Here is a 12,657-nt window from a genome sequence, read left to right as displayed (position 1 = left end):
ATATGGATTTTAAGGCATTACTTCATCAAATAAGTCAAATTTATCAAAAGCTTTCACTAAAACAAAAGATCGTCGCAGCTAGCTCGATCGTCTTGGTCGTGGCATTTTTGGTATTTTTAACACTTTATAAAAGCAAAAATGAAAATTTTGCAGGCTACAGCGTCCTTTTTGAAAACATTAGCCCAAATGATTCAGCCTTAATACTTGATCAGTTAAACAAAGATGGAATTAAATATAAATTGGCAAACGAAGGCACTATCCTTGTGCCAACGAGTGATGTCTATAAAGAGCGTATCGCTGTTGCAACGCTTGGCATACCAAAAGAGAGCAAAATTGGCTTTGAAATTTTTGATAAGCAAGAATTTGGTGCGACTGATGCCGAGCAGAGAGTAAAATTTCAAAGAGCGCTTGAGGGCGAGCTAGCTAGAACGATCGAGAGCCTCTCATCTATCCAAAAAGCAACCGTAAGAATAGCCATACCAAAAGAGAGTGTTTTCACTGAAAGACAAGCACTTCCAACAGCTTCTATCGTCGTTGAGCTAAAGCCAGGCGTTAGTTTAAATGCGAAGCAAATTTTTGGCATTAAAAACCTAGTCGCTGCCTCTGTTACAAATTTAAGCACAGAAAATGTAAAGATCGTCAATCAAGATGGCGTCGCACTTGGCGATGAAGACGGTGAGTTTGATAGTGATGCTATAGCTCAGCAGATACGCTATAAACGTGAGTTTGAAAATAATTACGAGCAAAAGATCGTAAATGTGCTAGCTCCTATCGTGGGCGGGGCAGATAAGGTCGTAGCAAAGGTAAATATCGACTTTGACTTTGACAAAAAAGATACAAAAAGCGAAGTTTATGACCCAAATAACGTCGTAAGAAGCGAAAGCAATATCGAGGAAAAGCGCCAAGGCTCAGCTCCAAATGAAGTAGGCGGCGTCCCAGGCGCGGTTAGCAACATTGGCCCTGTTCAAGGGCTAGATGATAGCACTTTAAAAGAGCAGTACAACAAAAGCTCGCAGCAGACAAACTATGAAATTTCAAAGAAAGTGACAAACGTCAAAGGACAGTTTGCTAGCATAAATAGAGTGAGTGCGGCTGTCGTTATAGACGGACTTTATCAGAGTAAAAAAGATAGTGATGGCAAGCCAACTGGCGAGGTGGAATTTACGCCACTTTCTAAAGAGCAAAGAGAGTCAATCACAAATTTAATCAAACAATCAATCGGCTATAACCAAAATAGGGGCGATGAAGTAAGCTTGGATAACTTTGAGTTTAAAACTGGCAAAGATATAAGCACTAGTGAGAAGATGGATGGCTTTGTGAATAACTATGTAGTGCCATTTATGCCGCTGTTAAAATATATTTTTGCAGCATTGTTGCTCTACATCTTCTACAAAAAAGTCATTGTGCCATTTATGCAAAAGATGCTTGAAGAGACAAAAGAAGAAGAGGAGCAAGTTCAAGATGGCCTTGAAGATATTGAGGTAGATGCCGAAGATACACTTGAGAAATTCAAAGCTGCTCGCAAAAAGGTCGAAGAGCAACTAGGACTTAGTGGCGAGTTTAATGAAGATGAATTAAAATACGATGTTTTACTTGAGAAAATGAGAGCGGTCATCACAGAGAGAAATGAAGAGATAGCAATGCTACTTCAAGATATGGTAAAAAATGACAGCGACTTTAATATGCGTAAGGAAATTTGATGTCAATAAAGCTAAATGACAAGCAAAAAATGATTTATGATGATCTATCGATGCCTGAAAAGATTGCTATTTTGCTGATTCAGCTTGGCGAAGAGGCAACTGCTCTTATATTTTCTCACATGGATGTTGATGTCATCACTGAAATTTCAGGCTATATCGCAACCGCAAAAAACATAGACAAACAAGTCGCAAGTGCTGTGCTAGAAGAATTTTACGCGCTAATGCAGTCAAATCAATATATGAGAAGTGGTGGTTTAGAGTATGCAAAAGAAATTTTATACCGCACATTTGGTCCAGAGGCTGCTCAGAAAATTTTAGACAAGCTTGCAAAAAGCATGGAAAACTCAAAAAGCTTTGGCTATCTTGATAAGATAAAACCACAGCAACTCGCAGACTTTATCATAAAAGAGCATCCTCAAACTATTGCGCTAATACTAGCTCACATGGACTCAACGAGCGCTGCTGAAACGCTTAGCTTTTTCTCAGATGAGCTAAGAAGCGAAGTTGTCATTAGAATGGCAAATCTTGGTGATATTAGCCCATCGGTGATTAAGCGTGTTTCAACTGTACTTGAAGGCAAGCTTGAAAGTCTTACTTCTTATAAAGTCGAAGTTGGCGGTCCAAGAGCTGTGGCAGAAGTGCTTAATAGACTTGGGCAAAAAGCTAGTAAAAGCACGATCGAACGCATAGAGCAAAGTGATGATAAGCTTGCGACAACGATTAAAGAGCTTATGTTTACCTTTGAAGATATTATCAACCTTAACGCAACTGCGATTAGAGAAATTCTTAAAAATGTCGATAAAAAAGACCTCATGGTCGCGTTTAAGGGCTCAAGCGATGGCATCAAGGATAAATTTTTATCAAATATGTCTCAGCGTGCAGCAGAAGCCTTTAAAGAGGAGATGCAATACCTTGGTGCCGTGCGTGTAAAAGATGTTGAAGAGGCCCAAAGGCGCATAGTAGAGACAGTGCAAACTCTAGCTGATCAAGGTGTATTCCAAGTCGGCGAAGCAGATGAGATGATAGAATGAAAAGCAGCGTAATAACCAGTGAAACTTCTCCAGCTCACTTTATAGAAAATTACAGATTTAAGGTGCTTGGAGTTGGAGAGCGAGCCACAGATAGTGCTCCTGTATTGATAGAGGAAAATAATCTTAGTGAAGAGCTAAGCGAGCAAAATTTTGGGCAAAAGGGTGAAAATTTTGTTCCTCAAGCTAGCCACCAAACGCAGACAAACTCACAAAATCACTTTGCTTCTCAGGCTCAAAGTCCACAAATACAGCAAGCAGGCGAGTCAAGCTTTGTCGAAGAATTGCTTAAAAAAACAGATGAGCTAAGTAGCAATATCATCAAACTTCAAATGCAAATAGAAAACCAAGAGAGCGAATTTGCTAAGCGCCTTGAGGCTGAAATTTCTCGTGCAAAAGAGGATGGCAAAAATGAGGGTATCGCCCAGGCAAATGCGGCAAATGAAGCAAGGATAAATGAGCTTGAGGCTAGATTTAGTGCTTCAGCTGCAAAGCTAGATGAGCAGTACGTTAAATTCGATGAGTTTTTAAAGAAGATCGAAGAAGAGCTTGGACAAACTGCTATAAAAATCGCAAAAGAAGTAATCGATAAAGAAATTTCAACCTCTTCAAATCAGATCGCTCATCATCTAGCAAGCTCTCTTATAAAAGAGCTAAGTAATGTTAAAAATATAGAAATTCGCGTAAACCCAGAAGATAGCGAATATATAAAAGAGCAATTTAGCAAGAATGAACACGTCAAAATAAGCGCTGATGATGCTATAAGTAAAGGTGGTGTGGTTATTATAAGTGATGGCGGCAATATCGATGCGACTATGCAAACAAGGCTAGAAAAACTAAAAATGCTGGTAAATAATGAATAAAGACGTTAAAAGTTTAGATGTTGATGAACTAAACGCACTTTGTCATGACATCAGGGATAAAATTTTAGCTACTGTTAGCAAAAATGGCGGTCATCTTAGCTCAAATATCGGTGCTGTTGAGATCATCGTTGCGATGCATAAAATTTTTGATGTGACAAAAGATCCATTTATCTTTGACGTAAGCCATCAAAGCTATGCGCATAAGCTGCTAACTGGGCGCTGGGAGAGTTTTGATACTCTTAGGAAATTTAATGGCATTAGCGGCTACACAAAGCCAAGTGAGAGTAAATTTGACTACTTTGTGGCAGGACATAGCTCAACATCTATATCTCTAGCAGTTGGTGCTGCAAAGGCGATAAAACTTAAAAATGAAGATCGTATCCCAGTGACTGTCATAGGGGATGGCTCACTAAGTGGCGGAATGGCGTACGAGGCGCTAAATGAGCTGGGCGATAGAAAATACCCTTGCGTTATCATCCTAAACGACAACGAGATGAGTATTAGTAAGCCTATAGGCGCGCTTAGCAAGTACCTAAGCCAGATGATGGCAGGACAGTTTTATCAAAAATTTAAGGGCAGGGTTGAGAAATTTCTAAGCTATATGCCAGATTCAGCTGCATATATGGCTAGGCGTATCGAAGAGGGCATCAGGCTCATCACTCCTGGCATGTTTTTTGAAGAGCTTGGGCTTGAGTACATTGGGCCAGTTGATGGACACGACTTAGGCGCGCTTCTTAGTACATTTGAAACTGCTAAAAATATGAAAAAGCCAGTCATTGTGCACGTGCAGACACTAAAGGGCAAAGGGTATGAATTTGCTGAGGGGTGCTACGAAAATTGGCACGGAGTTGGACCATTTGATCTAAAAAGTGGCGAATTTATCAAAAGACAGTCAAACAAGTCAGCCACGGCGATCTTTAGCGAGCAGCTTTTAAAGATGGCAAGAGAGTATAGCGACATCGTTGGCGTAACGGCCGCGATGCCAACAGGCACTGGCATGGACGCTTTGATACAAGAATTTCCAGATCGTTTTTGGGACGTGGCGATAGCCGAGCAACACGCAGTCACGTCTATGTCAGCCATGGCAAAAGAGGGCTTTAAGCCATTTGTTGCGATATACTCGACATTTATGCAAAGAGCCTACGATCAGGTCATTCACGATGCTTCTATTTTAAATTTAAACATCACTTTTGCGATGGATAGGGCTGGTATCGTAGGTGAGGACGGCGAAACGCATCAAGGTGCGTTTGATATTAGCTTTTTAAATGCTGTGCCAAATATGGTTCTTTTTGCCCCAAGGTGTGAAGAGAGTATGAAAAATGTTATGGAATTTGCCTACTCTTACAAGGGTGTTAGCGCATTTAGATATCCGCGTGGGGCATTTATCTTAAGAGATGAGTTTGAAGCTAAGTCACTTGAGTTTGGCAAGGGTGAAATTTTAGCTGATGCAAATAGTGATATTGTATTTTTAGGCTATGGCAACGGCGTTGGTAGGGCAAATTTGGTTAGAAATTTACTAGCTGACAAGCTTGATGTGATATTGGTTGATCTTGTCTTTGCAAAGCCGCTTGATAGTGAGCTTTTACTGGATCTTGCAAAACGTACTAAAAAGTGGTACATCTTTAGCGATAGTGCCAAAAAAGGCGGTATTGGTGAGATAGTAAGTGCATTTTTACAAGAAAATGGCATATCAAATATAAGCGTCATTAGCTTTGAGTATGAAGATAAATTTATCCCGCATGGTTCAACCGCCGAGGTTGAAAAGTACCTTGGTATAAGTGCCGAGCAGATTACCAAAAATTTACTAGAGAATAATTAATATCATTTAATAAAGTAACGTTTAATATTATTTTTGCTAGCATAAGCCAAAATAAAAACAAGGAAAAGCATTATGCAATACGTATCATTATTAAAGCAATCTGGGCTAAAAGTCACGCCACAGCGCCTTAGCGTTTTAAGAATTCTTGATCGCCACACGCATCCAACGATTGATGAGCTTTATGATGAAATTTTAAAAGAGAGCCCATCGGTTTCTCTAGCAACGGTTTATAAAAATTTAAATACTTTAAAAGACGAAGGTCTCGTAGTTGAAGTAAATATCGTCAATCAAAAAGCTAGATACGACATATACGAATATCCACATATCCATGTTGTCTGTGAAAGCTGTGGAAGCGTCGAGGACGTGAGTTACGATGATGCTGAGCTTGGCAAATATCAAGAGGCGCTAGAAAAGAAGATCGGAAATATAATAGAGCGTCTAAATATCGTAGCTAGCGTAAAAAGCTGTAAACACTGTAAATAAAATTTATGTTGCTATTTAGCAGCATAAATTCCATCTTTTTCTTGTAAAAATACTTTTAAAATAAGCCTAAATTTAGCATTTTTCTCATTGTTTTAAGCACTAACTTGCTAAAATGAACAAAAAATTTTGGAGAAAAATGTGAGTTTGGAGATAGAGCGTAAATTTTTACTCAAAAATTCTCAAATTCTAGATTTTTTAAAAGAAGCTGGAGTAGTCTTTAAGCATCTTGAAATTTCTCAATTTTATACCAAGATAACGCAAAATGAAGAGACCCGCTTCCGAAGTGAAGAGGATAAATTTATAAAAACTGTAAAGATTGGCAAAGATCTAATCAGAGAAGAAAATGAAGAATTTTGTGAAAAAGCGGAGTTTAAAAAGGCTCTTAAAAACCGCATCGGTACCGTCATCTTAAAAGATAGATATATTTTTAAACTAAATAACAATCCTTGCAATATCGATATTTTTAAAAATGAACTAAACGGGCTTTGTACATTTGAGATCGAATTTAGCGATGAAAATGAGGCCGTCTTTTTCAAGCTGCCACCGTTTTTAGAAAATTTTTGCCTAAGTGACGTAACTTGCGATAAAAGATATAAAAACAAATTTCTCGCCATCCATGCTAATGAAAATGAACAAATCGACTACAAAAGAGCCTATAAGATCATAAAAGAAAAAGAAATTCTGCCAAATTTTGCTGCAAATCTAAAAAGTGGAGAGGCGTTAAGAGTCCTTTTTGTTAGTATTTTTAAAGTAATAAAAAGGCTAAAAAGCCAGTATTTGGTAGACAAAGATGAAGAAGTTTTGCATGAGCTTCGCGTAAATTTAAGAAAAGTTAGATCGTTACTTAAAATTTTTAGTGGCGTTTTTGATGAGAAAGTGACACTTTTTTTTGGTGAGAATTTTAAAATGCTTGCAAACTCGACAAACAAAAAGCGAGATTTGGATGTATTTTTGAACTTTTTAAACGAGCAAAAGCACGCAAATGAGCCTATCTATTTTGTGCGAAAGGCTCTAGATTTAGAGTATGAAAATGTAAAAAGCTACCTTGGCGATGAAGAAAACTACGCATTTTTAAAAGAGTGGGAGATATTTTTAAACGAGGGTGAATTTTATAAGTCAAAACTCTTTGATGTAAGCCTTTCGCGCCTTGGTTCGTTTAAGCTTAGAATGCTTTTAGTTTTAGCTCAAAAAAGGCTAAAAGGCCTTAATCAAGACTGCCCAAACGAGACATTTCACAAGCTTAGGATCGAGCTTAAAAAGATAAGATACACATATGAGTTTTTATGTGAAATTTTCTATTTTGAAGGGCTTAAAAAGTATGAAGATAAGCTAAAGCAGATGCAAGAAATTTTTGGTAATCTTCAAGACTATGACGTCTGGCTCGGTATCCTTAAAAGACTTCCAGAAATGCCAGATAAAGAGAGGCTCGAGAGTAAAATTTACAAACAAATTTATAAAAGTAGAGAAGAGATACTAAAAAAGCGTCTTAAATTTATAAAAGCAACTCGCAAAATTTCAAGAAATTTAAAAATTTACTACATATAAAAGGGCAAATTTATGCAAAAACAAGAAAAAATAGTTGATATGTTTAACCAGATCGCTCCGACTTACGACGTCGCAAACAGGGTACTAAGCCTTGGCGTGGACGTGAGCTGGAGGAAATTTGCCTGCAGATATATGCTAGAAATTTTTAAAAATAAAAGCATAAATATCGTGGATGTGGCTTGTGGCACTGGCGATATGATGGGGCTTTGGAGTGAAATCTCAAAGGAATTTGGCGTTGAGGTGAAAAGCCTTACTGGTATCGATCCATCAAGCGGTATGCTAAAAGAGGCGAAGGCAAAATTTCCAAATTTTAAATTTATAGAGGCCTACGCTGACAACACGACGCTTGCAAGTGGAGAGGCTCAAATTCTAAGCATAAGCTATGGCATCAGAAACGTGGTCGAGCGAAAGGCTGCGCTTAGAGAGTTTAACAGAGTGCTTGCTCTAAATGGCTACGTAGTCGTACTTGAATTTACAAAACGCCAGAAAAAGGGGCTTATGACCTCGCTAAGAGATTTTTATCTAAGTAAAATTTTGCCAAGTATCGGCGGCTTTATCTCCAAAAACAAAGAGGCATACGAATATCTGCCAAGCTCGATCGAAAATTTCTTGGACGCAAAGAGCTTTTGCGACGAGCTAGCCGAAGCTGGCTTTGAGATAGATCTTTGCAAGGGCTTTAGCATGGATATCTCGACACTATTTATTGCTAAAAAGGTAAGAGAAATCAATGCTTAGTGTTTCTGAGCTAAACGAAAAAGCAAAGGCACTACTTGAAGCCACACTTGACTATGTCGAGGTAAGTGGAGAAATTTCGCGCCTTACTAAGCACGCCTCTGGGCACTGGTACTTCACGCTAAAGGACGAAAAGTCAAGCATCTCAGCTGTGATGTATCGTATGAATAACCAAAAGGTCAAATTCCTGCCAAAAGAGGGCTTGAAGGTCAAAATTTATGGCAAAGTGACCATCTATTCGCCAAGTGGGTCGTATCAGCTAGTGGCAAGTGCCATGCTGCCTGATGGTGAGGGCGAGCTTGAGCTCGCGTTTAGACAGCTTAAAGAAAAGCTCGAAAATGAGGGGCTTTTTGACATCGGCGCAAAAAAAGAGATACCAAATTTACCTAAAAAAATAGCCCTTGTCACAAGCGCTACTTCAGCTGCACTTCAGGATATGCTAAAAGTCGTTACGAGCCGCTGGAGGCTAAGTGAAATTTATATATTTGACGCATTAACTCAGGGCGAAAATGCTCCAAGCTCACTCATAAAAGCTTTGCGTAGGGCCGATAAATACGGTGTTGATGTGATCGTATTGGCGCGCGGAGGCGGTAGCAAAGAGGATCTTTGGTGCTTTAATGACGAGGGTTTGGCACGTGAAATTTACGCTACCAAAACGCCTGTCATAAGTGCTATCGGACATGAGATCGACTACGTTATAAGCGACTTTGTGGCTGATCGCAGGTCGCTCACGCCAAGTGCAGCTATGCTTGATCTACTGCCTGATGAAGAGGCGTTTTTGCAGTATCTTGATAGGCTCAGCGACGATCTTGATAGCGCTTTAAATTTAAAGATCACAAAGAAGCAAAATTTATTAAATTTGCTCCTCTCTAAATTTTCGTCAAACGCTCTAAAAGCTAGGATCGAGCTAAAATTTAGCGAGGTGACAAACAAGCAAAATGCCCTAACAAACGCCGTTTCAAGGAAAATTTTAGTTCTTAGCTCGGCTCTTAGCTCGCTAGAAAAGGCTTACGAGATGAGGGAGCTCTTTTTTGAGAGCACGAAAGGGCTTATCGAGGTTAGAAAAGATGGCAAGAGAGCCGATCTTAGGGATTTAAATTTTAATGATGAGATCGAGCTCATCTCGCAAAATACACATAAAAAAGCAATCATCAAGGAGTAAAAATGAGTAGAAAAATCAACTTTAGCGCAGGCCCAAGTGCGATACCATTAGACGTTTTAGAGCACGCAAAGGCCGAATTTACCGACTACAGAGGCGAGGGTTACTCGATCATGGAGATCAGCCACAGAAGCAAGACCTTTGAGGAGATACACTTTGGCGCGATGGATAAGATAAGAAAGCTTTACGGCATTGGCGATGAGTATGAAATTTTATTTTTGCAAGGTGGCGCACACTTGCAGTTTGCGATGATACCGATGAATTTATATCAAGGCGGCAAGGCGCAGTACGCAAACACCGGCGTTTGGACAAACAAAGCGATCAAAGAGGCAAAAGTGCTTGGCGTAAATGTAGATGTCGTCGCAAGCAGCGAGGATGAAAATTTCTCTTACATCCCAGAGGTAAAATTTAGCGATGATGCCGACTATGCCTACATCTGCTCAAATAATACGATTTATGGCACGCAGTATAAGGCTATGCCAAAGACTAAATCGCCCCTAGTTGTCGATGCTTCGAGCGATTTTTTCGCTAGACCGCTTGATTTTAGCAGCATTGGTTTACTTTACGGCGGCGCTCAGAAAAATGCAGGCCCAAGTGGCGTGACTATCGTTATTTTAAGAAAAGACTTAGTTGATCGTGTGAGCAGTCAAAATATCCCTATGTTTTTGCGCTACAAAACGCACGTAGAGGCAAATTCACTTTACAACACACCGCCAACCTTTGGAATTTATCTTTTAAATTTAACCATGCAGCACCTGCTAGATCTTGGCGGACTTGCCGAGGTTGAGAAGATAAATGCCAAAAAAGCAAGCACGCTTTATAGCATCATAGACAGCTCAAATGGCTTTTACCTAGGCCACGCTAAAAAATCAAGCAGATCAGATATGAACGTGAGCTTTACGATACCAAAAGATCATGCGCTTGAGCCAGTTTTTGTAGAAGAAGCACTAAAAGAGGGCATGCTAGGGCTAAAAGGTCACAGACATCTTGGTGGCATAAGAGCCTCTATCTATAACGCCGTTAGCCAAAGCGACGTTGAGAAACTTGGCGAGTTCATGAGAGAATTTGCTAGAAAGCACGGCTGATGAACAAGGCAAAAAAAGCTTACGACGAAATTCCTTATTTCTCGGCCGCATTTAGCGACTGCTCGCCAGTTAGGATAGAAGCGGTTGCTAAATTTCTGGGGCTTAAAGCAGCTGGCTTAAAAGAGGCTAGGGTGCTTGAGCTTGGCTCGTCATATGGCGGTAATATCTTGCCATTTGCTATTTCGCATAAAAACGCAAAAGTCGTTGGTGTCGACATCTCAAGCCATCAAGTGGCTGAAGGTAACAAGGTAGCAAAGCAGATAGGTTTAGAAAATTTTACTCTGTTTGAGCGAAATTTTTTGCACATGAACGAAAGCGATATAAAAGAGCTTGGGAAATTTGACTATATTATCGCTCATGGCGTTTATAGCTGGGTGAGCCCAAATGTAAGAGATGCGCTGCTTGCCACGATAAAGGCGCTACTTAGCGAGGATGGCATCGCTTATGTTTCGTATAATACCTATCCTGGCTGGAAGAGCCTTGATATTTTAAGAGATTTTATGCTTTTTGTTAGCTCAGGTAACGATAGCAAAGAAGCACTTGCTCATGTAAAAGGTGAGTTAAATTTCTTACAGGATTATTTAAAATTTAGTCTGCAAAGCCAAAGCGATGTCGTATACAAAGATAGCATGAAGCTTCTTCTAACGCAGCTGAATTTCTTACAAGGCATCATCGCAAAGGGCAATGATTACTATATATTGCATGACTTTTTAGAGGCAAGCAACGAGCCAATCTACTTTCATAAATTTGCTAAGCATATCGACAAACACGGACTTTGCTACGTTATAGATGCTTCGCTAAATGACATCTTTGCAAGCTCAACTGGAATTTATCGCTTTGACGCACATATCGAGCAAAATTACGACTCTCGTATCAAAAAAGAGCAACTAAACGATTTTTTGTTTAATAGATCATTTAGAAAAAGTCTCATCGCTCACAAGGAGAGGCTTGGCGGTGCTGAGGACTTTGATGCAGTGCTTGGAGAGAGTGAGCTCGATAGAATTTATTTTTCATATTTTAGCGAGCAGCCAAGGACAAAAACGCAAGAAATTTTAAGCAAAAGCTATCCACAAAGCTTAAATTTAAGTGAAGTAAAGGCGGCACTTGGCGAGAATGCAAATGAAGCTTTTGTGGGACTGCTTGAAATTTTAAATGACGCAAATACAAAAATCTCTTCATCAAAGCTTGTAGCACTCGCTTATGAGCCTAGTAAAACCAAACTAAAGCCTAGAGCTGCTGCGTATCTTAAGTATTTTTTAAATGCTAGCTCACCAGTTATCTCTTTGGCAAATGAGCTAAATGGCAAGCTAAGCTTAAGCCATGAAGAGATCAAAATCGCCTTAAAATTTGATGGCAAAGCTAGTTTAAAAGATATCGCAAAGAGCGTAAATTTAAGTAAAGACGAACTAGATAAGCTTGCTTTTAAATTAAGCGAAGCCTACTTTTTTGAGGAAATTTAAGACTAGCTAGCCTAGCCTTAAATTTTTGATTTAGCCAAATATCATATCTTTTAAGATTAGAATTATCATCGCTATGTAAAAGAGTAAAAACCACTTTTTAAGTGCTTTTTTGTCCATGGCTTGTGTTTTCTTGGTGCCAAAGTAGGCTCCTATTAGTGAGCCAAGTCCTAGGAATGTACCCTCTAAATAAGAGATGTGTCCGTTTAAAGATAGTGAGATAAAGCCTGAAATGGCTGCAAACATCACGAAAAATACACCCATTGAAACGGCTTTTTTTATATCATAGCGCAAAAAGCCAACTAAAATAGGAGCTATAAAAACCCCACCACCTATGCCTATACTAATGGCAAATGCACCTATGAAAAAACCAACTAGAAATAGCAAAAACACTGAGTTGTTCGCATTTGTACCATCACTATTTGGCGTGAAGTATAGTTTTATGAGTGAAAAGATAAAAGTTGCAAGCAAGAGCAGTTCGAGTAAGAGCTCAGGTGTATGAGATACGATTATGCCACTAAAGCTAGCTCCGACCAATCCTCCAAGACCTAAAAATACACCGCGGTTTAGTTTTAAAAGTCCAGCTTTGTAGTTTAGGTATGAGCCAAATGTCGCACTAAATATCATTTGCATAACGCTTATGCCAATAGCAGTTTTTATGTCATATCCAAAGGCGACCATTATAGGAACAACGACTGTGCCACCACCGATGCCAAAAAAGCCAGCGATGTATCCAACGCCGATACCAATTATAAAAAGTTCAACAAAAAGCATAAATTTCCTTTT

The 12,657-nt window shown here is 39.3% G+C and carries 11 protein-coding genes; 10 read left to right on the top strand and 1 reads right to left on the bottom strand.

Annotated features, from left to right (window positions below; genetic code table 11):
- The first annotated feature begins 2 nt into the window (after positions 1–2).
- From fliF to CCON33237_RS07220, 10 genes are all read left to right on the top strand, one after another.
- Positions 3–1,700 (top strand): flagellar basal-body MS-ring/collar protein FliF, encoded by a 1,698-nt coding sequence (gene fliF, locus CCON33237_RS07265; protein ID WP_054197022.1) that lies wholly within the window; start codon positions 3–5, stop codon positions 1,698–1,700.
- Positions 1,700–2,731 carry a flagellar motor switch protein FliG gene (gene fliG / locus CCON33237_RS07260; protein WP_021091747.1) on the top strand — a complete coding sequence of 344 codons (1,032 nt, stop codon included), beginning with the start codon at positions 1,700–1,702 and terminating at the stop codon, positions 2,729–2,731. Before fliF ends, fliG begins: the two co-directional genes overlap by 1 nt.
- Positions 2,728–3,591, top strand: a complete 864-nt coding sequence (gene fliH / locus CCON33237_RS07255) for a flagellar assembly protein FliH (RefSeq protein WP_054197021.1) — start codon at positions 2,728–2,730, stop codon at positions 3,589–3,591. Before fliG ends, fliH begins: the two co-directional genes overlap by 4 nt.
- Positions 3,584–5,410: a 1-deoxy-D-xylulose-5-phosphate synthase gene (dxs, locus tag CCON33237_RS07250; protein ID WP_054197020.1), complete on the top strand. Its 1,827-nt coding sequence runs from the start codon at positions 3,584–3,586 to the stop codon at positions 5,408–5,410. The genes fliH and dxs overlap by 8 nt, the downstream gene beginning before the upstream one ends.
- A gap of 72 nt (positions 5,411–5,482) precedes the next feature.
- Positions 5,483–5,893, top strand: coding sequence for a Fur family transcriptional regulator (locus CCON33237_RS07245; protein WP_054197019.1), 411 nt, complete (start codon positions 5,483–5,485; stop codon positions 5,891–5,893).
- 138 nt (positions 5,894–6,031) lie between these two features.
- Positions 6,032–7,438 (top strand): CYTH and CHAD domain-containing protein, encoded by a 1,407-nt coding sequence (locus CCON33237_RS07240; RefSeq protein ID WP_234402285.1) that lies wholly within the window; start codon positions 6,032–6,034, stop codon positions 7,436–7,438.
- 12 nt (positions 7,439–7,450) lie between these two features.
- A complete protein-coding gene (gene ubiE / locus CCON33237_RS07235; RefSeq protein ID WP_054197018.1) occupies positions 7,451–8,173 on the top strand; it encodes a bifunctional demethylmenaquinone methyltransferase/2-methoxy-6-polyprenyl-1,4-benzoquinol methylase UbiE in 723 nt (240 codons plus the stop codon).
- The gene (gene xseA, locus CCON33237_RS07230) at positions 8,166–9,332 is read left to right on the top strand and encodes an exodeoxyribonuclease VII large subunit (RefSeq protein WP_054197017.1); all 1,167 of its coding nucleotides are present in this window, start codon (positions 8,166–8,168) and stop codon (positions 9,330–9,332) included. Before ubiE ends, xseA begins: the two co-directional genes overlap by 8 nt.
- Positions 9,333–9,334: 2 nt before the next feature.
- Complete coding sequence (gene serC / locus CCON33237_RS07225) at positions 9,335–10,414, top strand: phosphoserine transaminase (RefSeq protein ID WP_054197016.1); 1,080 nt, start codon at positions 9,335–9,337, stop codon at positions 10,412–10,414.
- The gene (locus CCON33237_RS07220; RefSeq protein WP_054197015.1) at positions 10,414–11,874 is read left to right on the top strand and encodes a class I SAM-dependent methyltransferase; all 1,461 of its coding nucleotides are present in this window, start codon (positions 10,414–10,416) and stop codon (positions 11,872–11,874) included. The genes serC and CCON33237_RS07220 overlap by 1 nt, the downstream gene beginning before the upstream one ends.
- Positions 11,875–11,904: 30 nt before the next feature.
- Here CCON33237_RS07220 and CCON33237_RS07215 read toward each other — a convergent pair whose 3' ends face one another.
- The gene (locus tag CCON33237_RS07215) at positions 11,905–12,645 is read right to left on the bottom strand and encodes a sulfite exporter TauE/SafE family protein (protein ID WP_054197014.1); all 741 of its coding nucleotides are present in this window, start codon (positions 12,643–12,645) and stop codon (positions 11,905–11,907) included.
- Positions 12,646–12,657: the final 12 nt, after the last annotated feature.

Source organism: Campylobacter concisus (assembly GCF_001298465.1).
In the GTDB taxonomy this organism is placed as follows: domain Bacteria; phylum Campylobacterota; class Campylobacteria; order Campylobacterales; family Campylobacteraceae; genus Campylobacter_A; species Campylobacter_A concisus.
This window is presented reverse-complemented; position numbering and strand designations above follow the sequence as displayed.